A 26,730-nucleotide genomic window follows, 5' to 3' on the forward strand; every position below is an offset into this window, starting at 1 on the left:
TTGCCGATCGGCGCGTTCCGCGGATCCAAATGCCGGCTACCGACGCTTGACCGCAGAGCTTCTCGCACGCCTCACGAGCCGGTCGGCCTCCTCTCGATGGTGCTCTTCCTCCTGGCCGGTGCCGTCTCCGCTGGGAAACGGCACCCGGTCGCCGTAGTACCAGCCGCTGAGCGCGGACTTGAACCTGCTCCGCCGACCCGCTCGGGCTCCCCCGGGCGGCGGTGGCAGCGGACGCGGTACGTCGCGGTGGAGCAGGACGTGCCGCGCGGCCGAGGGCAGGGGAGTGTGGCCTTCCCGGTACGTTCCCTCCACCGACTGCCCCACCTCGCCTGTCTCGTCCCCTTCCAGCAGGCGCGTCCTGTCGTGGTCCTGCAGCGCCAGGCAGACCCGCCGGGTCAGCCAGAACACGATGAGGGGGCCGGCGACGACGGCCACGCGCAGGGCCCAAGTGAGGCCGTTGAGCGAGATGTGGAGGACGTGCGCGAGGACGTCCTGCCCGCCGGCTGCCAGCAGCAGGCCGTAGAAGGCAATACCGGCGGCGCCGAGAGCCGTGCGGACGGGCACGTCGCGCGGCCGGTCGCACAGGTGCTTCTCGCCTTTGCCTGCGGTGATCCAGCGCTCAAGGAAGGGGTAGAGATAGAGGACGAGGAAGAACAGCAGAGGGAACACGATGGCGGGCAGGAACGGGTTCCAGCTGATCGTGTGACCCCACAGCCGGGTCTCGAAGCCGGGCAGGAGCCGCATCGCGCCCTCGATGAACCCCAGGTACCAGTCGGGCTGGGCGCCGCTGGAGACCTGGTCGGGCCGGTAGGGGCCGTACATCCACACGGGGTTGACCTGCGCGAGCGCTCCGAGGAGGGCGAGGACACCGAAGACCATGGCCATCAGTCCGAGGGAGCGCACCGCGAACTGGGGGAACATCGGCTTGCCGACCACGTTGCGGTTGCTTTTGCCGGGTCCGGCCCACTGGGTGTGTTTGAGGTGGAACACCAGGACGAGGTGCAGCACGACCCCGGCGAGCAGCGCGCCGGGCAGAAGCAGGATGTGCGCGGAATACAGCCGCGAGACGATGTCGTGCCCCGGGAACTCACCGCCGAAGAGGAGCATGCTCAGGTAGGTGCCGACGACCGGCACCGACAGGACGAAGCCCTGCGCGGTGCGCAGCCCCGTGCCGGACAGCAGGTCGTCGGGGAGCGAGTAGCCGGCGAAGCCCTCCAGGATGGTGAGCACGAACAGGGTCAGGCCGATCACCCAGTTGGCCTCCCGGGGTCGGCGGAACGCGCCGGTGAAGAAGACGCGCAGCATGTGTACACCGATGGACGCGGTCATCACCAGTGCGGCCCAGTGGTGGATCTGGCGGATCAGCAGACCGCCGCGCACGTCGAAACTGATGCGCAGGGTCGAGGCGAACGCCTCACTCATCCGGACGCCGCGCAGCTGCGCGTACGAGCCGTGGTACACCACTTCGGTCATGCCGGGCTCGAAGAACAAGGTCAGCCAGACGCCGGTGAGCAGCAGCACCACGAAGCTGTAGAGCGCCAGCTCTCCCAGCAGGAACGACCAGTGGTCGGGGAACGCCTTGCGCAGCGTGCCCTTCGCGATGTCCAGCAGGGGCAGACGCCGGTCCAGGTAGGCCGTGGCCTCTCCGGCCGTCCGCGCGGCCCTCTGCTTCAGCCGTGCTCTGCTTCGGGACAGCAGCACACGCAACACCCCTCGACGACGATGGCGGACCCGGGTCAGGACAGGCGTACCCCGAGGGCGATATTTCATCGCGGTGCCGCCCGTGCGGTCCTCACGTCCGATCCTCGTGGGCCGAATGCCCGCCCCCGTTTGCGTGCGCGAGGCCGGGGATACACGGTCGGAGTAGTCCGGCCGGCGCGGAAGAGAGAGGGACGCACATGGGTCACGGCGGAGACGTCATCGCGGAACTGACCACCGACCACCGTGAGGTGGAGGAACTGTTCGGGAAGATCGAGGCCCTGCCCCCGGGAGACGCCCAGCGCAAGAAGTACGCCGACCAGGCCGTGATCGAGCTGGTACGGCATTCGGTGGCCGAGGAAGCTTACCTCTACCCGGCTGTCCGGGAGTTCCTGCCCGGCGGCGATCGCGTCGCCGACAAGGAGATCGAGGACCACGCCGAGGCCGAGCGGACCATGAAGGAACTGGAGCGTGTCGAGGCGGATGATCCGGAGTTCGACCGGCTCATCGGCGAGCTGATGACGGAGATCCGCTCCCACGTGCGTGACGAGGAGGACAACCTCTTCCCCCAGCTGCGTGACGCGGCCTCCGAGGAGGCGTTGATGAAGCTGGGCGACAAGGTCCGCCAGGCCAAGAAGACCGCCCCGACCAGGCCGCACCCCTCCGCCCCGGACACGCCGCCCGCCAACAAGCTGCTGGCGCCCGGCGCGGGCATGGTGGACCGCATCAGGGACGCCCTCAGCGGCCGGGGCAAGGACTGACCCGGCAACACCGGGGTTGTGCACCGCCCCGGCATGTCTGACCACGTCCCGCTGCGCACGATCCGTCTCTCAGTGGAGTGTCATCCATGGAACCGGTCGACCTGCCCCTTCCCGTCGTGGCCCGCTCGCGGGCGCGGATCGATGTGAAGGCCCTCGAACGGGATCTGTCCGCGCGGGTCGACGGGGAAGTGCGGTTCGATGAGGGTTCACGGGCGGCGTACTCGACGGACGGTTCCAACTACCGCCAGGTGCCGATCGGGGTGGTCGTCCCGCGGACGGTGGAGGCGGCCGTGGAGGCGGTGGCGGTGTGCCGGGAACACGGGGCGCCGCTGCTGTCGCGTGGCGGCGGCACCAGCCTGGCGGGGGAGTGCTGCAACACCGCGGTGGTGCTGGACTGGAGCAAGTACTGCAACCGTCTGCTGTCGGTGGACGCCGAGAACCGGCGGTGTGTGGTCGAGCCGGGCATCGTCCTCGACGATCTGAACCGGCAGCTGGCCGCCTACGGCCTGCAGTACGGTCCGAGGCCCGCCACCCACCCGAACTGCACCATCGGCGGGATGATCGGAAACAACTCCTGTGGGTCGACGGCCCAGGCGTACGGCAAGGTCGTGGACAACCTGCACCGCCTGGAGGTCCTCACCTACGACGGCACGCGCATGTGGGTCGGGCGCACCGACCAGGCCGACCTGGAACGGCTGACCGGCGCCGAGGGGCGGGAAGCGGAGCTGTACCGGGGGCTGGTGGTCCTGCGGGACCGGTACGCCCACCTCGTCCGGGAGCGTTACCCCGACATTCCCCGGCGCGTGTCGGGCTACAACCTCGACTCGCTGCTGCCGGAGCACGGCTTCGACGTCGCCGGCCTGCTGACCGGGTCGGAGTCCACACTGGTCACCGTCCTGCGCGCGGAGCTGGAGCTCGTTCCCGTACCGGAGCACACCACTCTGGTCGTCCTCGGCTACGAGGACATCTGCCAGGCCGCCGACCACGTACCGGCGGTCCTGGAGCACGAACCGGCCGCCCTGGAGGGCGTGGACCACCAGCTGATCCACTTCCAGCAGGTCAAGCACCTCAACCCCGAGGCGCTGAACGAGCTGCCGGACGGCCGCGCCTACCTGATGGTGCAGTTCACCGCCGGCACCCGCGAAGAGGCCGACGCCAAGGCACGGGCGCTGATCGACGCCAAGCCGGAGGACGTCGACCACACCTGGTACGACGACGAGCAGCACGTACGCGAGCTGTGGATGGTACGCGAATCCGGTCTGGGCGCCACCGCGCACGTTCCCGGCAAGCCCGACACCTGGGAGGGCTGGGAGGACTCCGCAGTGCCGGTGGACCGCCTCGGCGACTACCTGCGCGACCTCAAGCACCTGTACGAGGAGTTCGACTACGGCCACCCCTCCGTGTACGGGCACTTCGGCCACGGCTGCGTGCACACCCGCATCCCCTTCGACCTGGAGTCCGAGGAGGGCATCGTCCGGATGCGGGCGTTCGTGGAGAAGGCCGCCGACCTGGTGGTGTCCTACGGCGGATCGCTGTCCGGCGAACACGGGGACGGGCAGTCGCGGGGCGAGCTGCTGGTGAAGATGCTCGGGCCCGAGCTGATCGAGGGATTCGAGCGGCTGAAGGGACTGTTCGACCCGGGCAACCGGATGAACCCCGGCAAGATCGTCCTGCCGTACGGCCTCGACGAGAACCTGCGGCTGGGAGCGGACTACCTGCCCTGGGAACCCGAGACCGTCTTCTCCTTCCCCCACGACGACGGCAGGTTCAGCCGGGCCGCCGCGAGGTGCGTGGGTGTCGGCAAGTGCCGCTCCTCGCAGGGCGGGGTGATGTGCCCGAGTTACCGGGCCACCCGTGAGGAGGAGCACTCCACGCGGGGCCGGGCCCGGTTGCTGTTCGAGATGGTCAACAACGACGCCGACTCACCCGTGACGGACGGCTGGCGGTCCGACGAGGTGCACGACGCCCTCGACCTGTGTCTGGCCTGCAAGGGCTGCAAGACGGACTGCCCCGTCAACGTCGACATGGCCACCTACAAGGCGGAGTTCCTGCACCACCACTACAAGGGACGGCTGCGCCCTCTCGCGCACTACTCGATGGGCTGGCTCCCGGCGGTGGCCCGGCTGGCCGCGCTCGCCCCGCGCACGGTCAATGCGCTGGTGTCGGTTCCCTGGGTGGCCCGGGTGGCCAAGGCTCTCGGTGGTGTCGCTCAGGAGCGTGACGTGCCCGTCTTCGCCGAGCAACGCTTCACCGACTGGTGGCGGGAGCGGGGAGGACCGCGCGGGCAAGGGCACCGGGGCGAAGTCGTGGTGTGGCCCGACACCTTTACCGACCACTTCCACCCCGCGATCGGGAAGGCCGCCGTGGAGGTCCTCGAAGCGGCCGGCTTCCGCGTCAAGGTGCCCGACGGGGCCGTGTGCTGCGGACTCACGTGGATCTCCACCGGCCAGCTGAACGTCGCCAAACGCGTGCTCGGCCACACGATCGACGTCCTGCGCGAGGACCTGCGCCGGGGCACGCCCGTGGTGGGCCTGGAGCCCAGCTGCACGGCGGTGTTCCGCTCGGACGCGGCCGAACTCCTGCCGAAGGATCCGGACGTGGGGCGGCTGCGCGAGCAGACCCGGACCCTGGCCGAACTCCTCGTCGAGCGCGCCGAGGACTGGCGGCCGCCGCGCGTCGACGCACGCGCTGTGGTCCAGCGCCACTGCCACCAGTACGCGGTCATGGGCTTCGACGCCGAACGGAAGCTGCTGGAGCGCGCCGGGGTCGACGCCGACGTCCTGGACGCCGGTTGCTGCGGGCTGGCCGGCAACTTCGGCTTCGAAAAGGGGCACTACGACGTGTCCATGGCCTGCGCCGAAGCCGGACTGCTGCCCGCCGTGCGCGACGCCGACGACGCGACGCTGGTGCTCGCGGACGGCTTCAGCTGCCGCACCCAGGTCGAACAGGCCGACACCGGCCGCACTCCACTGCACCTGGCGGAGGTACTGGCGGCCGGGCTCAAGGACCAGCAAGCCGCACCGGAACGGCCCGAAGCCCCTGGCAAGCGCGCCCTGCTGCCGCTGGGCGCGGCCGGAGCGGCTGGCACGGTCCTGGCGGTGCTGGCCGCGGCGCGGTGCCTCGGCCGTCCGCGCAACCAGTAACCGCGCCGCCGGCGGTTCACCACCCGGCGCGGGCGCCGCCTTCCGGGCCCTCGCCGAACCGCGCCGAGCACTCCAGAAGCAGAGCGTGCACGAACGCCTGGGGAAGGTTGCCGCGCAGCTGACGCTGCGCGACGTCGTACTCCTCGGCGAACAGCCCCGTCGGCCCACAGGCGGACCTGGTCCGCTCGAACCATCGCAACGCCTCCGCCGTGTGCCCCTGCGCGTGGGCGGCCAGTGCCGTCATGAGGCCGCACAGCAGGAACGCCCCTTCCGCGTCCCCCAGTGGCTCGTCCCCGTGGCGGAATCGGTACACGTACCCGTCCTCCGCCAGGCGCCGCACGACCTGCCCGTGGGTGAGCCGGAGGCTGGCGTCGGTGGGCGGCACGGCACCGCGGGCCAGTGGCAGCAGGAGGGCCGCCTCCGGGCCGGCGTCGTCGGCGGAACGCTGCCAGTGACCGTCGGGGTGCAGACAGCGGGCCCGGGTGGTGTCCAGGACGCGGTCCGCCAGCCGGGACCAGTCGGCCGAGGCCCGGGTGCGCATGTGGTGGGCCAGTCCTCGCAGACCGACGACACAGGACAGCCGGGAGTGCGTCCACCAGCGGTCGTCCAGCTCCCACAGCCCGGCATCCGGCTCCGTCCAGCGTTCGGCGACGGCTTCGGCGGCCAGCTGGGCGGCCTTGGCGGACCGCTCGTCCAGGGCATCGTGACGGGCGGCGGCAGCGAAGAGTTGGAGGGCCTCGCCGAAGGCGTCGAGCTGGAACTGGTGGCCGGCGCGATTTCCGGTGCGGTCACCGCCGCCGGGGTAGCCGACGAGCGGCAAGGTGTGCTCCGCGGGGAGCGCCCGGCCGCCCACCGTGTAGGCGGGACGCAGCCGCGCGCCGTCCTCCAGGACGCGGTCGGCGACGAAGCGCACCGCCCGGTCCAGCAGGGGGTGGGGGCCGTGCGCGGCGACCGCGATGCCGGCGTAGCACTGGTCGCGGATCCATGCGTAGCGGTAGTCGTAGTCCCGTCCGGTGTCGGCGCGTTCGGGCAGCGACGTGGTGGCTGCGGCGACCATGCCACCCTTGGTGCTGGTCAGCCCGTTGAGGACGGCGTACGCCATCCGGGTATCGCGGGGCGCCGCGGTGTCCGAGCAATCCGGTACGGCCGCCTTCCACCACCGCTGGGTGGCCTCCCAGAGAGCGCGGGGGCGCAGCGGGGTGTTCTGCGGCTCGGCGGCGATCTCCAGGACGAGGTCGTGGGCCGCGCCCTCCGGCAGGCACAGCTCTCCGCGCAGCCCGCCGTCCCGGCACGGCCGCAGATCGTCCGCACCGGCGAGCCGCAGGTGCAGCGATCCGCTACGGGCTCGCCAGACGACGTCGGCGCGGCGGACGTCCGTCATGGCCCGGCGCCCGTACTCGGCGCGTACGTCGAGATCGACGCCGACGGAGGCCGCGCCGCGGACGGCCCGGATCTGCCGCAGCAGTACGACGCGTCCGGTCTCCGCGGGCACGGCCAGCGCCTCCCGGCAGGAGATGATGCCGCTGGACGTGACCCAGCGGTTGACGCGGATGAGGGTGCCGTCTTCGTAGTAGCCGCCCCACACGTTCCAGGGGTCCGCGGGGCGGACCCGGTAGTGGCCCGGACCGCCGAGCAGACCGCAGAAGACGGCACCGCTGTGCCAACTGGGGGCACATAGCCAGGCGATCCCGCCACGGGGGTCGATCAGGGCGCCACGCTCTCCGTCGGCGATCAGGGCGTAGTCGCGCAGCACCCACGGGCTCTCGACGGCTTTGTCCACGCGGTCGGTCATGTCCTTCACCCGGTGCTATACGGCCAGGAGGTCACAGGCGAGAAGCCGGGCGTTCCACGACGGGCCGTCGCAAAACGCCCGGTCCGGAGCCCGTCCGCGTCACCTGTTCCCTTCCGTGCTGTCGTGAGAGCCGGCGCCCGGACGGTCGTCGCGATGCCGGCTGCCGGGCAGCATCTCCTGCACCTTGGCCTTCAACCCCTGCTTGATCATGGAGCCGCGGTCGCTGTCGCCGTGCAGGATGGCGGACGCCGCGGCCTCGATCTGGTCCAGTGAGGCGTGCGGCGGGATCGGCGGCACGGCCGGGTCGGTGCGGAAGTCGATGACGAAGGGCCGGTCGGCGGCCAGCGCCCGGTCCCAGGCGGCCTCCACATCCTCGGGCTTGTCCACCCGCACCCCGTCCAGGCCGATACGCTCCGCGATCTCCGCGTACGGCAGGTCGGGAATGTGCTGTGACTCCTCGAACTGCGGCGCGCCGGACATGGCCCGCATCTCCCAGGTGACCTGGTTGAGGTCACGGTTGTTGAGAACGGCGACGATCAGCCGCGGGTCGGACCACTCCCGGTGGTACTTGGCGGCGGTGACCATCTCCATCATGCCGTTCATCTGCATGGCGCCGTCGCCGACCAGGGCGATCGCCGGACGGTCGGGATGAGCGAACTTGGCGCCGATGGCGTACGGCACGCCGGGGCCCATGGTGGCCAGCGTGCCGGACAGAGAGCCGCGCATCCGGCCGCGGAAACGCAGGTGCCGGGCGTACCAGTTGGCGGCGGAGCCGGAGTCGGAGGTGACGATGGCGTCGTCGGGCAGCTTGCCGTCCAGGGCGTGCACCACGTACTCGGGGTTGACCGGGTCGGCCTCCACGGCGGCGCGCCGCTGCATGACCTCCCACCAGCGGGAGACGTTCTTCTCGATGCCCTCGCGCCACTTGCGGTTCTTCTTGCGGCCCAGGTGCGGCAGCAGCCGCCGCAGAGTCTCGCGGGAGTCGCCGACGAGGTTCACCTCGAAGGGGTAGCGCAGGCCGATCATGTGCGGGTCGATGTCGATCTGCACGGCGCGGGCCTGATCCAGGTCCGGCATGAACTGGGTGTACGGGAAACTGGAGCCGATCATCAGCAGGGTGTCGCACTCCTGCATCAGCTCGTACGAGGGACGGGTGCCCAGCAGGCCGATCGAGCCCGTGACGTAGGGCAGGTCGTCCGGCAGCACGTCCTTGCCGAGCAGCGCCTTGGCCACGCCGGCGCCCAGCACGTCCGCCAGCTGCTCCACCTCGGCCCTGGCCCCGCGCGCTCCCTGCCCGATCAGGACAGCGACCTTCTCGCCGGCGTTCAGCACCTCGGCGGCCCGCTCGATCTCCTCGTCGGCGGGTACCGACGCGTACCGGCTCAGGCCGAGGCTGGAGGGCACCATCTTGAAGGCGTGCGTGGGCGGGGAGTAGTCCAGCTCCTGTACGTCGGCCGGCAGGATGATCGCCGTGACCGTGCGCTTGGCGTACGCGGTGCGGAAGGCCCGGTCGATCAGGTTCGGCAGCTGCTCCGGCACCGTCGCCGTCTCGCAGAACTCCGAGGCGACGTCCTTGTACAGGCTGGCCAGGTCCACCTCCTGCTGGTAGGAGCCGCCCATGGCGCTGCGGTTCGTCTGCCCGACCAGCGCCACCACCGGCACGTGGTCCAGCTTGGCGTCGTAGAGCCCGTTCAGCAGGTGGATCGCGCCCGGCCCGGAAGTGGCGGCGCACACGCCCACCTTGCCGGAGAACTTGGCGTACCCGACGGCCTGGAAGGCGGCCATCTCCTCGTGCCTGGCCTGGACGAACTTCGGCTTGTTCGCCGCCCGTCCCCAGGCCGCCAGCAGGCCGTTGATGCCGTCGCCGGCGTAGGCGAAGACATGGTCGACGTCCCACTCGCGCAGCCTCTGGAGGATGTAATCGGACACCTTCGTACTGGCCATGGACACTCCATTCCTCATCACGCCTGCTGAGGCGGCTGTTCGGGCGGGCCGACCCGTGGATCCCGAGATCCTGGGCGACAGGTCAGTGCATGGGTAACCTGGCGTGTACGAGAGGAAACACCCGCTCCGCTCACCTCGGCGGAGACGGGCGTCCACGGAGGCGGCCCGGCACCGTTGCGGCCCAGGTACTACTGCGGGCTTGGTCACCGTGCCAGTCCAGGCACACGACCGTGGCGTCGTCCCGGAGGCGGTTCTCACACGCCTCCAGGACGGCGCCGACCACGGCCCGCACTGTTTCGCGCGGGTGCAGACGGCGAGTGTCGAGCAGGAGAGCAGGCAGGTCGACGGCTTGGGCGGCACGTTCCTGGACGCCGTCGGTGTACAGCAGGAGCCGGTCACCGGGGCGTACGTCGATGCTCTGGGCCTGGTAGGGCGTGGGAGCGTGCACCCCGAAGGGAAGGTCGACCCGCAAGCGAATCTCCTCGACGGTGCCGTCGCGCAGACGCAGTGGCCAGGGATGGCCGGCGTTGACCAACTGGGCACCGCTGCCGTCCAGGCCGATGCGGAGCAACTGGCCGGTGGCCCAGGCGCCACGACCGTGGTCGAGCATGGCCTGGTCGGTCTGACGCGCCTGTTCGGCCAGGTCGCACCCAGCACGGCGGGCACCGCGGGAGGCGTTGACCGCGATGGTGGCCAGCAGGGCGGAGTCCACGTTGTGCCCCATGGCGTCGGTGACGGACAGGTGCAGGGTGTCGTGGTCGAGTGAGTAGTCGAAGGTGTCGCCGCCGATGTCGTCGGCGGGGGCCAGGGCGCAGGCCAGGGTGTACTGATCGGCCTCGCAGCAGGACGCGGTGGGCAGGAGCTGGTACTGGATCTCGGCGGCCAGACTCACCGGTGTGGTCCGTCGGCCCCAATGGTAAAGGTCAGTAAAACGGCGGTCGGTGACGATGATGTACGCCAGAGCGTGCGCTGCCTGCGCGATCTGATCCAGTACGCCCTCGCCCACACGCGGCAGGGCCAGCTCCAGGACCCCGATGACGTCACCGCGGTTGGTGACCGGCGCGATCACCCGCTCGCCTTCCTCGTCGGGTGTCACTATCGGTCTCTGGGTGCGCAACACCTCGTCATGGAGGCTGCCGTCCAACGTCACCCGGTCGGCTTTCTCCCCACCCTGGGATGCGTCGGTTCCGATCAGCCGGACCAGTTCCTGCCCGGCCAGGGCCAGGAAGAGGAAGACACGTCAATGGCGCCGAACCGGTCACGCAGGTTGCGCGCGACGACGTCGAGCGACTCTACGGGTGCGGCTTCCTCTGCCGCTGCGAGAACCTCATCCAGACCGAACCGGTCATCCGCCACATCAGCCTCCCTGGATCCCCTGCACTTCTTTCCCGAAAACCCCGGGAGTCACGATGCGGCGTGATTCTCTCGGCAGAGCGGGGGGAGGTGGCGAAAAATCCGCGTCCGGGCGCATGTGGGGCCACCGCCGTCCGGTGGCTGCCCGCAGCACGCGACGGACGAGTGAATCCCGTCCGCTTGAACCGGGCTGGAAGGAAAGGCCGTCCTGCGGCATGGGGGCTGGGGGATGTCCGCCTGGACGGCGCGCTGGAACCGAAGATCCAGGATGCGTACGACCGGATCCTGCACATGGCGACGTCGGCGAAGGCGTTCGCGTCTTCCGGTGTGTCGGTTGCCGGTGCGCAGCCTCGGGTGTCCGCGCGGTCCGAAATCGCCGGAGGGCGACGTAGCGGGTCGGCACAGCGGGCCGGTGATGGCGGCCATCAGTGACGGCGAGGTCGGTGCGCCCACGGACGGTGCGGGGTCATCGGCGCCCGTGCGAGCAGCCACTCCACAGAACCGGACCTCCATGCCCTCCTGCGGCGCCGGAGCGCCGCAGGAGGTGTTCAACGGCCCAGGGCCTTGGCGAGCTGATCCTTGTTCATGGTCGACCGGCCCTCGATGCCCTTCTTCTTCGCTTCCTGGTAGAGCTGGTCGCGGGTCGGGCCCGAACCTCCGCTTCCGGAGCCGCCGGACCTCTGCCCGCCGCGCTGGGACGGCGACTTTCCCTTGGTTGAACCGCTGCTCGCGGACTTCGCCTCTCCGGAACGGGCGCGCTCCTTGTTCACCGTCCTGGCGGCCATCTCCTTGGCCCGCCCCTCGGATGCTCCGCGCCCCTTGGCGCTGTCCTTGATGTGCTCGTATTGACGCTCCCGCTTCGAGCTTGATCCTGCGGGCATGATCACTTTCCTTCCCGTGCAGGCGTGGAGTTTCCGGTGAGCCCGTCGGCTCGATGAGCCCCGTGCGGGTTTCCCCGGCGCGGACGGAGAAACGGCTCCGCGATCACGGAGTTCCGTCAGCGACGGCCTCGCCCCACCGCGGTCTGCGAGCACTTCCGGCCGTGCGAGTCTTCCCGACTCGTCCACCCCCGGACTGCGGCGCGGACATGCTGCCCACACCCTGGAAGAGCAGTGCGAGGCCCGCCCTGCCACGAGAAGAGAGGGGTGATGGTATGCAGGACGCCGAGCGGAAAGAATTTTCGGACGCGTTCCGCGAGCTGGTGAATATGACGCCGGCCGAACTGGAGAAATGGCTGGCCTCGCAGGAGTCGCAGAGCGCCGGACAGCACAAGGACGGTGGCGAGTCCACGGGGCATGCCTCCGTCCGCCGCATTCTGGAGGTACTGCGGACGAAGAAAGGCGACCTGTCGGACGACGACTACCAGCATATGCGGAAGGTGGCCGGTTACGTCCGACGGCACCTCGCTCAGCGGCCCTCGGGTGATGTCCGAAACACGCGGTGGCGGTATTCGCTGATGAACTGGGGTCATGATCCTCTGAAATGACCGGGCCGGTCGCCGTGCGAGGAGTCGCGGTGGGGGCCCTCTCAGACGGTGAGGAGCGAGGTGTGCGTGCGGCGGGCTTCGGGCAGCCGGTGACGCGCGGCGACGAGGGCGGAGTCGATGTCGCGAGTGCCGGTGGACACGCACAGGGTGTAGGTGACGTCGTCCAGGCGCCGTCGTGCTTCCTCGCTGCCGTTCTCGGCGCAGAGCACATGCAGCGTCTCGTACTGCTCGATCAGGTTCTCCAGCACGACCGGGTGCGCCATGAGCATCGGGGATCTCCCTTGTCGCCACAACTTGAATGGGATGTACACCCACCCGTTTTCCCCGGGTCCAGGCCGCCAATCCCGCACCTGTTGTCACAAGACTCCGCGCACCTTGTGGTCGTACATCGCCCGCGGGAACTCCCGTACGTCATTGTCGCGCCGATGCGACGGCCTCTGCGACCGGGCGGATGCGGCTCATCTCCCAGGCACTGCGCAGGGGACACGAGGAGTGAAGTCGTCCGTTAGCCGCCGCACGCATGGGGTACTGAGAGCGCGCGGCGCATCAGGAGTCGCAGTGACCGCGTCGGGCGCTGGGAGGCAGGCGTGGAGGCATCGGTGGACCGGATCGCGCAGCCGTGGGGCGCGCGTACTCCGTACGGGCGGCACGAGCCGTGGCCCGCGCGCGTGGACACCTACCTGGCCGAGGGTGTGGACCCGGAGCAGGTGGAGCGGTGGGTGCAGACCGCGTCGATCCTCCATTCCGACGGGGATGCCATGGACGTCGCCGTCGTGGACGGGCGGATGGCCGGGGTGCGCGGTCGGGCTCAGGACCGGGTCAATCACGGGCGGCTCGGGCCGAAGGACCTCTTCGCCTGGCAGGCCAACGCCTCACCGGACCGCCTCACCAGGCCGTTGATCCGGCGCGACGGTCGGCTGGTGGAGTGCGACTGGGACACCGCGATGTCGCGCGTCGTCGCGCGCTCCCGGGAGCTGCTGGACGAGCGGGGCCCGGGGTCGATCGGCTTCTACACCACCGGGCAGCTCTTCCTGGAGGAGTACTACACCCTCGCCGTGCTGGCCCGGGCCGGGATCGGCACCAACCACCTGGACGGCAACACCAGGCTGTGCACCTCCACCGCCGCCGAGGCGCTGAAGGAGTCCTTCGGCTGTGACGGGCAGCCCGGCTGCTACGACGACATCGACCACGCCGACGTGATCGCGCTGTTCGGGCACAACCTCGCCGAGACCCAGCCCGTGCAGTGGATGCGCGTCCTGGACCGGCTGGCGGGCGGCGACCCGCCCCGCCTGCTGTGTGTCGACCCCCGGCCCACGCAGGTGGCGCGCCGGGCGGCCGTGCACTTGGCCCCGCGCCTGGGTACGAACATCGCCCTGCTCAACGCTCTCCTGCACGAGATCATCCGCACGGACCGGGTGGACCACGACTACATCGAGGCGCACACGGTCGGCTTCGCGGAACTGGCCGCACGGGTGGAGAAGTGCACCCCGGCATGGGCGGCCGGCATCTGTGACGTGCCGGCCGCGCGGATCGGTGAGGCCGCGGAGGTCCTCGGGACGGCGGACCGGTTGCTGTCCACGGTGCTGCAAGGCGTCTACCAGTCGCACCAGGCCACCGCGGCGGCCGTCCAGATCAACAACCTGCACCTGATCCGCGGCATGCTCGGCAGGCCCGGTGCCGGCATCCTGCAGATGAACGGCCAGCCCACCGCCCAGAACACCCGCGAATGCGGCGCCGACGGCGACCTGCCCGGTTTCCGCAACTGGCAGAACGACAGCCACGTCGCCGACCTGGCCCGCGTGTGGAACGTCGACCCGAAGACCATCCCGCACTACGCGCCGCCCACCCACGCGATGCAGATGTTCCGCTACGCCGAGCAGGGATCCATCCGGATGCTGTGGATCAGCGGCACTAACCCGGCCGTGTCCCTGCCCGAGCTGTCCCGGGTCCGCTCGATCCTCGGACAGGACCGGCTCTTCGTGGTCGTACAGGACCTGTTCCTGACCGAGACCGCCCAGCTGGCCGACGTGGTGTTCCCGGCGGCGACCTGGGGCGAGAAGACCGGCACCTTCACCAACGCCGACCGCACGGTGCACCTGTCCGACAAGGCCGTCGAGCCGCCCGGCGAGGCCAGGCCGGACCTGGACATCTTCCTCGACTACGCGGCCCGGATGGACTTCCGCGACAAGGACGGCGGGCCGCTGATCACCTGGCACGACCCGGAGGCGGCGTTCGAGGCGTGGAAACGGTGCAGCGCGGGCCGCCCGTGCGACTACACCGGCTTGGACTACGACAAGCTCCGAGGCGGCAGCGGCATCCAATGGCCGTGCAACGACCAGGCCCCCGACGGCACCGAGCGCCTCTACACCGACGACATCACCTGGGCACACCCGGACGCGTGCGAGTCCTACGGCAAGGACCTGGTGACCGGCGCCGCCCAGGAGGCCGTCGAGTACCGCTCCCTTAACCCCGACGGCAGGGCCATGCTCAAGGCGGCCGACTACATCCCGCCGCACGAACTCCCCGACGAGCACTATCCGTTCCAGCTGACCACGGGCCGCACCCTCTACCACTTCCACACCCGCACCAAGACCGCCCGGGCACCCCAGCTGAACGCGGCCGCCCCCGACGTATGGGTCGAGGCAGCCGCCTCCGACGCGACCGCGCTCGGACTCGGCGAAGGAGACCTGGTGGACGTCAGCACACCTCGCGGCACCCTGCGCGGGCGGCTGCGCGTCACCGGCATCCGCCCGGGGCTGCTCTTCGTCCCCTTCCACTACGGCTACTGGGACACCGCGGGCGGGCACGCCCCCGACCCGGACAGCCCCGGGCGGGCGGCGAACGAGACGACCATCACCGACTGGGACCCGGTCTCCAAGCAGCCACTGTTCAAGGCCGCCGTGGCCGCGCTGCGCCTCGTGGCACGCGACGACGGCACGAGCGCTCCCGCACCCACGACCACCGCGTCCGCTCCCGTGTCACCAGGCGCCGTGCCCCCTACGACCGGCGGCCGGTCCGCCCTCGTCACCCAGTCGGCCGACGCCACGTGGGACAGCCCCCGGAAGGAGGCACCGTGAACGGCGTCAACCTCGCCCTGCGCGTCCTCTACCACGGTGAGAAGCACCTGGCCGGTCAGTTGACGGCCGTGGCCGAGCGCCACCGCACCGATCACGAGGTGCACCATGTCGCCCTGGACCTGGCCGGCTGGTCCCGCGAACACGCCCGACGCCTGTCCGTCACCGCCGACCGCCACGGCCTGAACCTCCGCGACTTCCCCGGCACACCCTTCCCGCACCTGCTGTCCGCATTCAGGAAAAAGGCGGCCGAGGCGCTGGTCCACCGCCCCGAGCCCGGTTTGCTGCTCCTGCGTGACCTGCGAGAGCTCCATCTCGGCGCCGCGGAGAACTCCGTGCACTGGGAGATGCTCGCCCAGGCCGCACAGGCCACCAAGGACGACGAACTCCTCGGCCTGGCCTCCGAGTGTCACCCGGCGACCCTGCGGCAGATGCGCTGGAGCAACACCATGATCAAGGTCTTGGCCCCACAAGTCCTGACCAGCCTGTGAGACCGGGCCTCCCTGCCGTGACGCTCATTTGACGCTCCGCGTGCCGAACGGCCCGCGTACGGGGTCGAAAAAGCACGTCTGACCTGCAGATTTTCTTACCTGCTTTCAGGGTGACTTGTTTCCGATGACGCATCATGTGGAGTGCGTGGCGATCCTTGAACCGGCCGCGAAGGGCTCCTGACCTGCGGTTTCTCCCGTGCGCATTATGTGTGGTGTGGGCGTTACGGGCGATATCTTGACGCTGAAATGACGCTCGTGACGCTGAAACGACGCTCGTTCTGACGGGGCGTCACATGGCTGATCGCGCAGGTCACGTTGGCTGGGAGGCGCGCTTCCGTGGGCTGGTTTTGCGGGAACTTGGCAAAGAATCCGCCGGGTTACGGCGCCCGCCGCTGGTTGCGGTGGCAGGCGCGCTGCTGCCGTACTTCGACGGGCCGGACGTGTGGCGGAGCGGGCGTCAGTAGGTGGGGCCGTAGGGGCTCCAGTGCCCGAGGAAGGGCTTCAGGTCGTCGGGGCGTGGCTCGGGAATGTCGGGCAGCCGGGGCGGTGTATTCAGTGGGTCGAGGCGCTCCACGCGGGCTGCTGCCCAGTCGATCCAGGCTTCGGCTTCGGTCCGGGTCTGGCCTGGGGGCATGGCCTCGACCCGGGTGCGTACAGCGCTCACGTACTCCGCCAGTCGGGTGGCGCGGCGCCATGCCGTTTCCTGCGCCTCGAAGTGCCTGACGCGGTACGCCTCGGCGTACCGGATTCGGGCTTCTTCCATGGCGGCTTCCCAGCGGATGCGCTTCTGGCGTGCCACTTCGATCTCGTCCAGGCGTCTACGTTCGGCGGCTTCGCCGCGGAGGGTGACCTCCTGGGCGATCTCGGCGAGCTGGTCTTCCAGGGGGTGGCCGGGGGTATCGGACCATTCGCTGGCCCGATGCGGTTGGCCGCCGCTGAGGACGAAGCGGAGACGCTCGGACGGGGTGTAGTCGAAGCGGGGGATCCTGACCCAGGAGTCCTTCTTGGCCGCGGTGAGTTCCTTCTCAGTGGCGACGTGCTCGGTCCGGTCTTGCTCCTGGAGGACAAGGAACCCCACAGTCTGGCCCTGTGCGGTGATGGTGAAGTGGGGAGATGCCCTACGACGGCGATGAGACGGGGGCGTGAAGCCGGTCTGTCCTGCCGAGCTGGAATGTCCTTCGGTCTCGGCAGCGATGATCAGCGCCTGGACGAGCCGGAGGGCACGTCCTTGGACGGGCTTCGTGAGGCCCAGTGGCTGTTGTTCGTTCTGCATGGCCCGGACCACGGTGTGCGGCCGCGTGAGCCGGGAGGGAACGGGGACGGGGTCGAGGACGGCGAGGCGCCAGGCGGGGATGTCGACGAGCTTGATCTCGTACCCACCCTGGCACCAGCCCCCGTACAGCTCCTTCGTCTCCGGGATCTTTCCGGACCTGCGTGCCGCGGCGACGCGGGATGGCCACTTCTCCAAGTCCGGACCGCTGCCGCTCTTGACGATTCTGCCGCCGGCCTCCGCGAGCTCTTGCAGCAGCTGCTCCGTGAACGTCACCCGAGGCTGTGATGGAGAGCTTGGCCTCCGCCCAGCGGCCGGAGTTTCCTGCGCTCGGGTGGACTGGGGTCGTGGAGCGGCGGCCTGGGTCTTCGGCGGGTGTGACCCGCGGGGAGGGTACGCGCCGTGCGCCAGGTAGTGCCGGCCAGCACTCGTCAGGGTGACGCTCCATTGCCCGGCCTTCCGGGAAACCGTGGCCAGGCCCCGGTTCTGCAGTGCCTGACAGGTGCTCTTGTAGGAGCTGGTCTCCCAAACGCCGGCAGGGCACCCGTCTTGCACCCACTGCAGCACCGACAGTTGCCGCTCATTGACCTGCCGTTCCAATGGTCCGCCTTCGACTCTAGGTTGACGTACGACGACGGCATGTTGTCAGTTCCGTTCGTCATCGATGGGTGGTTCGAAAAAATTTGCTCAAACGAGCGGGGTGACGTGGACCATGTCTATGCCCGCGCGGGCGGCGTCTTCACCGTTGTCGTCAACTCGGCCTCCGTGACCTGCTGGCGAGTCAGCCCAATGGCTTCGGCCGGGACCTTCAGCCACTGAACTTCGCGCGCAAGCGTTCGTTCTCCTTCTCCAGCGTCTTAACGCGTCGTTCGAGTTCGGCTCGTGTCGGCTTCTTCGGGGGCGGCGGAGGTGTGGGGACCGTGGGTTCCGGTGGCTCACCGCGCAATCCGATGGGTTCGAAGGCCACGATCGTTTGCCGGGGACCTCCGCACTCAGGGCATTGCTTCCAGGACCCTCCAGCATCGATGGGGTCGGTGTACGTGTAATGCGCCTCCGTCTCGATGATGTGGCCGCAGTACAGCCGGACACGCCACCGCATGATCTCGTGGTCGGCCTTCTTGAAGGACTGCATCAGCTTCGCGAGGTTCTCGAACGCCTGGCGGCGGCGCTCTGCCATCGCTGGGTCTGCCCGGCATTTGGGATTGTCCTCTTCGACCTGGCGTCGAATCGATACGCTGCTCTCCTCGCTCTGCTTCTGGCGGCGGTGGTCCCTGCGGGTGAGTTCGTACTCCTCCAAGGGAACCCCGCTGCTCCGGTATTCGACTTCGCGCATGACGGTCAGCGTAGAAGCGGCGCTTACGTGGCCGAGGGGAAGAACGGTCTTGGTCAACCAGCTTGCGGATTCTGCCTATGAGTGACCGCCGGGGTGCGTGTCGCGTACGCTCCGAGGCGAGCCGCGTGGGCTCGCATAGTGCGGCGGCGATAGCCGCTATGAAGTGAGCCATGTGCTATCGCCGGCGAGCAACCGACGGTCTCGGGCAAGCCGCCACCAAGCGCAACGCAACACCGCTGTCAATCCACTCGAACGAAACAAGAGCAGGCAGATTCCCGCCAGTTACAGTAGCCGGTTTTGATCAATCAGTGGCTCGCCACCGACGCTGTTGGGCAGTATGCCGTCCTGGGGCATTGTCGGTTGAAGGAACCGGAGGGGGAACATGGCGATCACCCCTTGATGGATGCTGTCGGAGACACTCTCCACGATCAGGCGGCGCACCTGCACGGCCCGAGATCGGTCGCGCAGGTAGCCGGCCTGGAAGGCGGTGTCCTGCCGCGAGCACCGACGTCGGCGGCGAGCCGGGACGATCCGGTCTTCCACCACCCTGCTCTCTTCTACACCACGGAGAAGGACTACCTCCAAGGCGTGGGCGAGTTCATCCGGATGGAGGCGACCGGCCGGCACCCTCAACGGCCGCCGTCCATCGTGAGCGAACCGATGTGGGTCGGGCTCACCGAAGCGGAGGCACGAGAAGCGACTCGCCACGAGGCGCTGATCAACCTGGCGTTCGCCGGCCGGCCTGTCACGATCCTGTGCCCCTACGACACCGCCCTGCCGGAGCGGGCGCTGGCAGAGGCACACCGCACGCACCCGGTTGTCGGACACACGGACGGTTACCTGCACAGCCCGCGCTACGAGGACCCGCAGACAGTGTGCGGCGACTGCGACAGGTCCCTGGAGGAGCCGACGGATCCACTCGTCCTGCATTTCACGGAGCAGGACCTCGCCGATGTCCGTGACACCGCGGGGCGCTGGGCATTGACGTCCGGACTGTCTCCATGAGACCAGCGGCAATTCGGTCCGACACGGCGGAGGGCAGGGCGTTCTGCGGCTGTGGCGCACGGCCGGCACCCTGATCGCCGAAGTGAGGGACCGCGGACGGCTCACGGACACGCTCGTCGGCCGACGCCGTCCCGATCCGCTGTCCCCGGCCGGCGGCCGTGGCGTCTGGATGATGCACCAGTTGTGCGACCTGGTCGAGATGCGCACCCCGCCGTCGGGCCTGATCGTGGTATGCACCTGGCGCTGGACTGAGCGGTGCGCCGTGACGGACACGTCGTCCTGACCCCATCCTGCTCCACGCCGATCGCCACCAGCGACGGGCGGTTGCCGGGCAGCCGCCTGGACATGAAGCGTCACGACGCCGAATAAGCCCGGCGGGCAACGGATGCCTCGGATACGGCGGCACCCTGACTCGCAGATCCGCCCCGTCTTCCGTCAGCAGCACGTCGACAGTTCCGGGCCACCGGGTTCAATGGGGACGGTCCTTGAGGGCGGACGGCAACCCGCGCCGCGAACCACGCCGCTGCCAGAAGGCATCTTGCCTGGATCATGCGCACGCCGTCACGCCCGACACCATGGTGACGGGCAGCACCTGGCCACAGCCGGGGCCAACGTCTCCAGGGAAGGGATCAGCTCAGTTCGTCAGAGGAATTGTGAGCGCTGTCGCAGGTCGAGCCCTGCACCCCGGTCGGCTCATCGCTCCCGCCGCCCTCGGAAGCGCGGGTGATTGAGCCGTGCTCGCCCGCGCTGGTGAACAGGCCGGCGGTCATGGTGGTGACTGCTTCGGCGGCGGTGGCATGGACCGGCAGGACTGCGTCGACACCGGTGAGGACGAGCATCCGCATCAGGCGGTCGGGCACGTTGACGAGTCCGAGTGCACCACCTACCGCCTGGGCGGTGTGCCAGAGGCCGATGAGCGCGCTCAAACCGGCGGAGTCGCAGAAGCCGACCTGCGACAGGTCCAGAACCAGATGCGGACATCCTCGCTCGAGGACTCCCGAGGCTTCGCGGCGCAGGGTGTCCGCGGTGCGGGTGTCCACGTCACCGAGGACTGTGGCGATCGCGAGGCCGGGGCCTGGGTGCTGGACGGTCAGCTGCAGCGTGTCGGTCACGTCGGTCGTCACTCCTGGCCGAAGTGGTCGGGCGCGGCGGCGGTGTGGGCGGTGGCGGCGACACCGCCGTCGGGTGTGGTGTGAGGGTGGGGTACGGACAGGGCCAGCAGAGCCACGTCGTCACCGGCTCCGTCGGGCAGCGAGGCCAGCAAGGTGATGCTGTCCTCGACCAGGGAGGTGGCGGTGACGGGCCCGGTGCGCTGGTGGAGGAAGCCGGTCAGGCCGTCCTCTCCGAGCATGACGCCTTCGGTATTACGGGCTTCGGTCAGCCCGTCGGTGTAGAGGAACAGGCTCTCCCCGGCCGTCAGCGAGAACGTGGTCTGGACGAAGGGCGCCTGGGGAAAGGCGCCGACGAGCATCCCGCCCTGGGGGCGTACGGCCCGCACCCAGACGGCACCGCTGTCGTCGGGGCGCACGTGGTAGGCCGGCGGGTGGCCGCCGGTGGCGACGGTGACGGTGAAGCCGCCGTCCTCCCGGGGCTCCAGGAGGCCGAAGAGGACGGTGCAAAAGCGGTGGCCGGCGGCCACGTCGGTGAGCAGCACGGTGTTGAGCGCGCTCAGCACCGTGACGGGATCGGCGTTGATCTGGGCCGCGGCGCGCAAGGTGTGGCGGGCCAGGGCGGTGACGGTCGCCGCCTCGGGCCCTTTGCCGCACACGTCACCGAGGAAGAACGCCCACCGGTCACCGTCGAGAGGAAAGACGTCGTAGAAGTCGCCGCCCACGTCGTGGACCGAGGCGGTGCGGTAGTGGCAGGCCAGTTCCAGGCCCGGCACCACGGGAAGGGCCGGAGGCAGAAGGGTGCGCTGGAGGGTGGAGGCGAACGCGGCGATGGCGGCCTTGTCCTGCTCCGCCTTCTCCCGCGCCGCCCGTTCCGCCTCGGCCCGCGCCCGCTCCGCCTCGGCATGCCGCCTCTCCGCCTCCCGGCGGGCCTGCTCGTCGCGCAGGGCACGCAGCGCCGACAGCCGCAGCTCCATCTCGTCCAGCACGATCGCGGCGAGATCGGCAAGAGTGGCAGTGTCCTCCTCGGTGATCGAGCGGGGCCGGGTGTCGAGGACGTTGACTGTGCCCAGCCGGTGCCCATCCGGAGTGATGATCGGTGCGGCGGCGTAGAAGCGCACCCCCATCTCTCCAGCGACCAGCGGATTGTCCACCGCGACGGGGTCCTGGAGAGTGTCGGGAATCACCATCGTGTCATCGCGCAGGATCGCCGAGCCGCACAGGCCCGGATCACGACCGATCTCCGCGACACCCTCCAGGCCGTGGGCGGCCTTGAACCAGATGCGATCGGTATCCACAATCGTGACGGTCGCCACCGGCACATCGAAGAGTCGGGCGGCCATCGCCGCCACCCGGTCGAACGCCCCGTCGGGGGGAGTGTCGAGGATGTCGTAGCGGCGCACCGCCGCGATACGGGCCGCCTCCATATCCGGGTCCGGGACCAGCTCGGGGCGGCGCCCGGGAGCCGGGTCGGTAGCCGATGCCTGCTGCATCATCAGCGTTCCTCTCCGTCGATGGGCTGCCGCCGTGAACGGCACGACCCGGCGCAGCCTAAATCGACCACACACACGAACGCGAATTCCCCCGTCAGCCGGGCACCCGGCCGCGGCCTCCCTTGAGATGCGCGAGCCCTCCGCATCGCGTTCTCGTCGCGGGGCCGGCGGTGAAGGGGAGGGAGCGGGTGGCCGGGCTGGGCGACGCACAGCTCTTCCGCGCTGCGCAGGGCTGAGAGGCGACCGTGCCCCTGGACCCGCTGCAGGGCAAGGTCCCCGGCGCTGCTTCCGAGAGGCCGCTCGGCGTGGACGCGAGCTCTATGGCCAGGCTGGTCGCCGAAGCCTCCTGTGTCATGGGCTCGACCGTCGGCGTGATGCTCGTTTGACGCTCCGGACGTTCACTCAAGGCAGCTCAGGACCCAAAAAGGGCCTCTGAGCTGGGCTTCTCCGTGACTGGCGGATGTTGATATTTTTCCGATGACGCATCACGTGGAGTGCGTGGCGATTCTGGAGCCTGTCGGCAAGGGGCGCTGACGATGGGACGAGAAGGTCGTCTTCACGCCGTGAGAGCCGGACGGCAAGACCGCCGGCCCCGTGCCACCGGCGCTGGAGGGGGTCAGGCGGGCCACTCCCAGGACATGCCGTACACGCCGGGCGGGCAGCGGTGCAGCAGCATGTGCGACGTGTGGGACACGTCGAGGGCGGTGCGGCGCTCGGAGCGCTTGAGGCCGCCGATCCGCTCCCTCGAGTAGCGGTGACAGCTCGACGGCAGCGCGTCGGGGTGGAAACACAGGTGCAGCAGGAACTCGTGCGGGCTCGTGCGCAGCCGCCGCTCGTGGTGAGCCGGGGATGCCGCCGGTTCGGGGCCGTACCGCAAGGTGTAGGAGATCAGTGCCGTCTCGTCTCGGGCGAGATGCCGGCCGAACTCCACCTCGGCGACGACGGTCCGCAGCTCGGGCAGCCGCCGCACGACGCCGAGCCGCCCGCAGTGGGCGGTGAAGGCGGCATGCTCCGCGGCTATCTCGTCGTGCACGACGGTGATGCGGCTCGCACCGTCACGTGTCGCCCGCACCACCTGTTTCACGGTGACGGTCCGGAACCGGCGGTGTTCGTCGAACCGCACCGTCTCGTGAATGGTCAGGGAGACCAGGTCGTCGTTGAACCTGGGGAACGTCGGGCCCAGGGCGCGTTCGATGTGGGACTGCCGCCCGAACACCTGGCGTGAGACGTCCGGTCCAGGGGCCTGCCCGGTGGGGCGGCCGCGGGGGCGGCTCGGTCCGATGAGGGATCTCAGGGTGCCCGGCGGCAGGTCGAGAATGGCTTCCACGGCGTCCACGGCCCGCAGCGAGTGGGCCTGTTCGGGCTGGCTGCGTCCACGCTGCCAGTAGCTGAGGGTCGCGAGGCTGATGCTGATCCCCTGCGTGGCCAGTCGCTCGCGCACCCGGTCCAGGGAGAGTCCGCGCCGCTGGACGGCGTCCCGGAAGACCGCGGCGAAGGGCGCGGCGGGGCCGGTGGCGGGATGCGCGGCCGCGGAGGGGGCGCCCTCGTCGGCTTCGTGCGGCCTTCTCATGACACCTCCGCCAGGCTGGTGCGCGTCCTGTGGGGCGGGATCATACGCGGCGGGCCCGCGGGGGGCGGGCCCGCCGTGGTGCGTCCGGTGTGGTGCTCAGTTCGTGTTGAGCGTCAGACCGTAGTAGGACAGCGCGTCGTCGAGGGGCTGGAAGTACGACGAGCCGCTGGAACGGGTGCCCGAGCACTGCTGGCCGGTGGGGCCGCCCGAGGTCATGCCCTGGGCCTGGTCGCCGGAGATGTAGGCACCGCCGCTGTCACCGCCCTGCGTGCACACCGACGAGCTGGCCAGACCGGTGACCACGGTGTCGGGGCCGCCGTGCTCGTCGATGTAGGTGACGGAGACGTTGTACGACCTCACCGCGCCGCACGTCCATCCCGTGGTCTGGCCGGACTTGCACAGGGCGGCGCCGGGGGCCGCACGCCTGCTGCCCTTGACCGCGACGTTCGCTCCGGTGCCCCAGGTCCCGACCTGGGTGGTGATGGTGTCGTCCGGGTCGACCTGGGCGATGCCCATGTCGACGCTGCGCCGGCCCAGTGCGTAACGGCTGTGGACACCCTTCGCGAAGTGCGCGGTGCCGTAGTACAGGTCCGTGAGGTCGGCCACGCAGTGACCCGCGCTCACGAGGTACTGGCGGCCCGAGGAGTCGTGGGCGCCGTAGCCGACGGAACAGACCCAGCTGCCGCCGCTGTTGGTCCACGTCATCCTGCTGCCCGGGTAGACGGTCGCCTGGGGGGCGAGGCGCTGTCCGTCGTGCAGGATCCGCACCGCGTCGCCGCGGGAGGCCGCGTCCGCGAGGAACGACTCGGCCGCCGCGGACGTGCGGCCGGGGGCGACGTGCACGGTGACGGTGTCGCTGGGCAGGTCCACCGACCACGAGGTGACGCCGTCGGGGACCTCGCGCAGGGCCCGGGCGTCGAGGGACGCCTTGATGCGGTCCAGGGCGTGCCGGCCGCGCTGTGGCACGCGTGCCGCCAGGCCGTGGTCTCTGACCTCGGCGGCCGCGGCGGCGGAGGAGACGTTCACCGTCAGCGTGCCGTCGGGAGTGAACCACGCGCCGTCCGTCGCCACACCCGCGCGGCCGAGTGCGGTCAGTTCGTTCTGCTGGGTGGCCTGGTGGTCGAGCCGGGCCACGGCGGCGTCCTCGTCGACGCCGAGGGACCGGGCCAGAGCGGCGACCATCGCCGGCGCGTAGCGGGGTGCGGTGGGAGCGGGCGTGGCCTCGGCGACGCCCGTGGCGACGGCGGCCGCCAGCAGGGTGCCGATCGCGGTGGCCGCCAGGGATATACGGGAAACGCGCACAACTGTCCTCTCTGCATGGGCATGACACGTCCGCCCGGTGGGGTGGCCCGCAGGGCCTTCAGGAGACGCCGGACGAGCCGTCGGCGGTACGTGCCATGCCGTTCCGGCGGCGTATGGGGGAGCGCCGCCGTCACGAACTCTGGCTCGAACGCGCCGTGTTGTTCAAGGCGCATTCGGCGTTCCGTTTTCCACAGAGGTGCGCATAACTGTTGAGCGCGATCGTGATCACGGGTCAGGTCGGCAACGCGCGGCCGTGCCCCGCCACCTGCTCCGTCTCGATCAGGAAGCCGTCGTGCCCGTACGGCGACTCCACCGTCCCGAGCCGGGCGCCCCGGCACCGGTCGTATGGCCAAGAAGCTTTACTTCGCGGCTTATGACCGCTCCACGGTAATGATCGGTTCTTCTGCTGAATCTCCTGCATGGCCGGAAAGGCTCGTTCGGGTGTTCCGCATGCTTGAAGTCGCTCTTCCTGAGACAGGCATGACGAAAGTCTTCTCGTAGCCGACGGGGGCGGGGTTGAGCGAGGGAGCGGCGCTGCCGTATCCGGTGAAGGACCTGGTGACCGCGGCGTGCCTGGAAGTCGCCGCGGAGCTGCGCGGTGACGGCCCCGGTACGCACCTGGTCGACCCGGCTGGCACAGCGCGTGGCCGACGGCGTCAAGGTGACCGTCCGCACCCGTCCGCCCAAGGAGCAGACCACGGACGCGGCGGTGGAACGCGTCCGTGGCCTGGTCGAGCAACTGCGAGGTGCCGGCTGCCAGGTGGAGTTCCGCGAGCGCATGCACGAGAACGTGCTGATCCTGGACGCCACCGTGCTGTGGCACGGATCGCTCAACCTGCTGGCCAACTCGGGTCCGACGGATCTCATGATGCGCCTCACCGACCCCTCCGCGTGTGAGCCCGTGGGCCGCGTGATCGAACGGGCCCGCAAGGAACGGGCCGCCTGGAATCCGCGGTCGTCCCGCCAGCCGGACGCTTCCGCCACGGCCTCCGGCGGGCGACGGTTGTACTTGAACGTCCCGTACGCGGAGAAGGACGAGGCCAAACGGCTGCTCGGCGCACGCTGGGACGCTCAGCGACGGCAGTGGTACGCCGACGCCGACCGAGTCAGTCGTGAACAGGCGGCACGATGGCTGCCGCCTCTGTCCTGAGCGGCCGCCAGTACGACGGTCAGCGCTGCGGGGCGACTCGGACACGCATCAACGCGTTTGACGGGCTTCCGCCCCGCCCCAGTGTGAGTAGAGCCCCGTTGTCGTCGTCGGCCTGGTCCCTGAGCCATCCCCGAACAGCTGAGAAGGGACGTGACACTCGTTTGACGCTAGGGGCGCCGTCGGCGCAGGTGTTTGCCGACCCGGTTGTGCTCTCTCCAGAACGTGCCGTAGACAGACTTGGCCGTCAGCACGGCCCGGCCCCCGTTGGTCATTTTGTACGGCTTCAAGTCACCGGTCGGCTCGCCGAAGCGGATGGACCAGGGGACTTTCACGCCGTTGTAGGTGACGGTGCACCGTGTGGTCCCGCCCGGTATCCCAGCCATGGCCACGGTGCGTTTGCGCATCGTCCACAGCACCCGTTCGGTGAACGCGGCGTCGTCGGCGGGTTCCGGCGGCAGAGCGCCGAGCAGCGTCTTCACCGTCAGGAGTCCAGGCTCGGCAGAGGTGATCGCGACGGGGAGTTCCTTGCCACTCTTCGGCGGAGCGATGTCCGCAGGGCGGGAGGCGTGGCCATCCGATCCTGACCCGCCGCAACCCGCGGTGACGAGAGTGATCAGAGCCGTGCCCAGGAGAGGTCTGCAGATGCCAACGCGGCCCGACTTTAGCCTCGGCCTTTCATGACGGTCTGCCGACGGAGTCGGCAGACCGTTTCGCGTTCTGAGCCTGCTGATGGGCAGGCCGAGTGCCCGTCTGTCG

Annotated in this window: 20 protein-coding genes and 1 pseudogene; 8 read left to right on the forward strand and 13 right to left on the reverse strand. The window is 69.7% G+C overall.

The window, feature by feature from the left end; translation table 11 throughout:
- Positions 1-36: 36 nt before the first annotated feature.
- Positions 37-1,701 carry a cytochrome bc1 complex cytochrome b subunit gene (qcrB, locus tag ACZ4W9_RS33165; protein WP_467942050.1) on the reverse strand — a complete coding sequence of 555 codons (1,665 nt, stop codon included), beginning with the start codon at positions 1,699-1,701 and terminating at the stop codon, positions 37-39.
- A gap of 197 nt (positions 1,702-1,898) precedes the next feature.
- Between qcrB and ACZ4W9_RS33170 the strand changes: the two genes are divergently transcribed.
- Positions 1,899-2,459 (forward strand): hemerythrin domain-containing protein, encoded by a 561-nt coding sequence (locus ACZ4W9_RS33170; RefSeq protein ID WP_467942052.1) that lies wholly within the window; start codon positions 1,899-1,901, stop codon positions 2,457-2,459.
- Between the two features lie 86 nt (positions 2,460-2,545).
- Positions 2,546-5,602, forward strand: a complete 3,057-nt coding sequence (locus ACZ4W9_RS33175; protein WP_467942054.1) for an FAD-binding and (Fe-S)-binding domain-containing protein — start codon at positions 2,546-2,548, stop codon at positions 5,600-5,602.
- A gap of 16 nt (positions 5,603-5,618) precedes the next feature.
- Here the strand turns inward: ACZ4W9_RS33175 and ACZ4W9_RS33180 are convergent, their stop codons facing one another.
- From ACZ4W9_RS33180 to ACZ4W9_RS33195, 4 genes and pseudogenes are all read right to left on the reverse strand, one after another.
- Positions 5,619-7,394, reverse strand: a complete 1,776-nt coding sequence (locus tag ACZ4W9_RS33180) for a glycoside hydrolase family 15 protein (protein WP_467942055.1) — start codon at positions 7,392-7,394, stop codon at positions 5,619-5,621.
- Positions 7,395-7,493: 99 nt separating this feature from the next.
- Positions 7,494-9,338 (reverse strand): thiamine pyrophosphate-requiring protein, encoded by a 1,845-nt coding sequence (locus ACZ4W9_RS33185; RefSeq protein ID WP_467942057.1) that lies wholly within the window; start codon positions 9,336-9,338, stop codon positions 7,494-7,496.
- A gap of 130 nt (positions 9,339-9,468) precedes the next feature.
- Positions 9,469-10,694: pseudogene (locus ACZ4W9_RS33190) on the reverse strand (PP2C family protein-serine/threonine phosphatase).
- 545 nt (positions 10,695-11,239) lie between these two features.
- Positions 11,240-11,572 (reverse strand): plasmid stabilization protein, encoded by a 333-nt coding sequence (locus ACZ4W9_RS33195; RefSeq protein WP_467942059.1) that lies wholly within the window; start codon positions 11,570-11,572, stop codon positions 11,240-11,242.
- 272 nt (positions 11,573-11,844) lie between these two features.
- Here ACZ4W9_RS33195 and ACZ4W9_RS33200 point away from each other — a divergent pair, with 272 nt between their 5' ends.
- Complete coding sequence (locus ACZ4W9_RS33200) at positions 11,845-12,177, forward strand: DUF3140 domain-containing protein (RefSeq protein ID WP_467942061.1); 333 nt, start codon at positions 11,845-11,847, stop codon at positions 12,175-12,177.
- Between the two features lie 41 nt (positions 12,178-12,218).
- Here ACZ4W9_RS33200 and ACZ4W9_RS33205 read toward each other — a convergent pair whose 3' ends face one another.
- Positions 12,219-12,446, reverse strand: coding sequence for a DUF5133 domain-containing protein (locus ACZ4W9_RS33205; RefSeq protein ID WP_467942063.1), 228 nt, complete (start codon positions 12,444-12,446; stop codon positions 12,219-12,221).
- A 318-nt stretch (positions 12,447-12,764) separates the two neighbouring features.
- On the opposite strand from ACZ4W9_RS33205, the gene ACZ4W9_RS33210 reads away from it, so the two are divergent.
- The gene (locus tag ACZ4W9_RS33210; protein WP_467942065.1) at positions 12,765-15,254 is read left to right on the forward strand and encodes a molybdopterin oxidoreductase family protein; all 2,490 of its coding nucleotides are present in this window, start codon (positions 12,765-12,767) and stop codon (positions 15,252-15,254) included.
- Complete coding sequence (locus ACZ4W9_RS33215; protein ID WP_467942067.1) at positions 15,251-15,742, forward strand: hypothetical protein; 492 nt, start codon at positions 15,251-15,253, stop codon at positions 15,740-15,742. Before ACZ4W9_RS33210 ends, ACZ4W9_RS33215 begins: the two co-directional genes overlap by 4 nt.
- Positions 15,743-16,199: 457 nt before the next feature.
- Here the strand turns inward: ACZ4W9_RS33215 and ACZ4W9_RS33220 are convergent, their stop codons facing one another.
- Positions 16,200-17,288: a hypothetical protein gene (locus tag ACZ4W9_RS33220; protein WP_467942069.1), complete on the reverse strand. Its 1,089-nt coding sequence runs from the start codon at positions 17,286-17,288 to the stop codon at positions 16,200-16,202.
- 532 nt (positions 17,289-17,820) lie between these two features.
- Positions 17,821-18,345, reverse strand: a complete 525-nt coding sequence (locus tag ACZ4W9_RS33225; RefSeq protein WP_467942071.1) for a hypothetical protein — start codon at positions 18,343-18,345, stop codon at positions 17,821-17,823.
- 297 nt (positions 18,346-18,642) lie between these two features.
- Here ACZ4W9_RS33225 and ACZ4W9_RS33230 point away from each other — a divergent pair, with 297 nt between their 5' ends.
- Entirely contained in the window at positions 18,643-19,350 is a 708-nt protein-coding gene (locus tag ACZ4W9_RS33230; RefSeq protein ID WP_467942073.1) for an MEDS domain-containing protein, read from the forward strand.
- 49 nt (positions 19,351-19,399) lie between these two features.
- Positions 19,400-19,633: an ATP-binding protein gene (locus ACZ4W9_RS33235; RefSeq protein ID WP_467942091.1), complete on the forward strand. Its 234-nt coding sequence runs from the start codon at positions 19,400-19,402 to the stop codon at positions 19,631-19,633.
- Between the two features lie 346 nt (positions 19,634-19,979).
- Here ACZ4W9_RS33235 and ACZ4W9_RS33240 read toward each other — a convergent pair whose 3' ends face one another.
- The 4 genes from ACZ4W9_RS33240 to ACZ4W9_RS33255 form a co-directional block, all read right to left on the reverse strand.
- Entirely contained in the window at positions 19,980-20,462 is a 483-nt protein-coding gene (locus ACZ4W9_RS33240) for an STAS domain-containing protein (RefSeq protein ID WP_467942075.1), read from the reverse strand.
- An 8-nt stretch (positions 20,463-20,470) separates the two neighbouring features.
- A complete protein-coding gene (locus ACZ4W9_RS33245) occupies positions 20,471-21,955 on the reverse strand; it encodes a PP2C family protein-serine/threonine phosphatase (protein WP_467942077.1) in 1,485 nt (494 codons plus the stop codon).
- A gap of 613 nt (positions 21,956-22,568) precedes the next feature.
- Positions 22,569-23,522 (reverse strand): XRE family transcriptional regulator, encoded by a 954-nt coding sequence (locus tag ACZ4W9_RS33250; RefSeq protein ID WP_467942079.1) that lies wholly within the window; start codon positions 23,520-23,522, stop codon positions 22,569-22,571.
- Positions 23,523-23,618: 96 nt separating this feature from the next.
- A complete protein-coding gene (locus ACZ4W9_RS33255; RefSeq protein ID WP_467942081.1) occupies positions 23,619-24,824 on the reverse strand; it encodes a S1 family peptidase in 1,206 nt (401 codons plus the stop codon).
- 598 nt (positions 24,825-25,422) lie between these two features.
- On the opposite strand from ACZ4W9_RS33255, the gene ACZ4W9_RS33260 reads away from it, so the two are divergent.
- Positions 25,423-25,974, forward strand: a complete 552-nt coding sequence (locus tag ACZ4W9_RS33260) for a DUF5710 domain-containing protein (RefSeq protein WP_467942083.1) — start codon at positions 25,423-25,425, stop codon at positions 25,972-25,974.
- 167 nt (positions 25,975-26,141) lie between these two features.
- Here ACZ4W9_RS33260 and ACZ4W9_RS33265 read toward each other — a convergent pair whose 3' ends face one another.
- Positions 26,142-26,453: a hypothetical protein gene (locus tag ACZ4W9_RS33265; RefSeq protein WP_467942085.1), complete on the reverse strand. Its 312-nt coding sequence runs from the start codon at positions 26,451-26,453 to the stop codon at positions 26,142-26,144.
- Positions 26,454-26,730: the final 277 nt, after the last annotated feature.

The sequence above is a fragment of the Streptomyces sp. NPDC029296 genome (assembly GCF_055569255.1).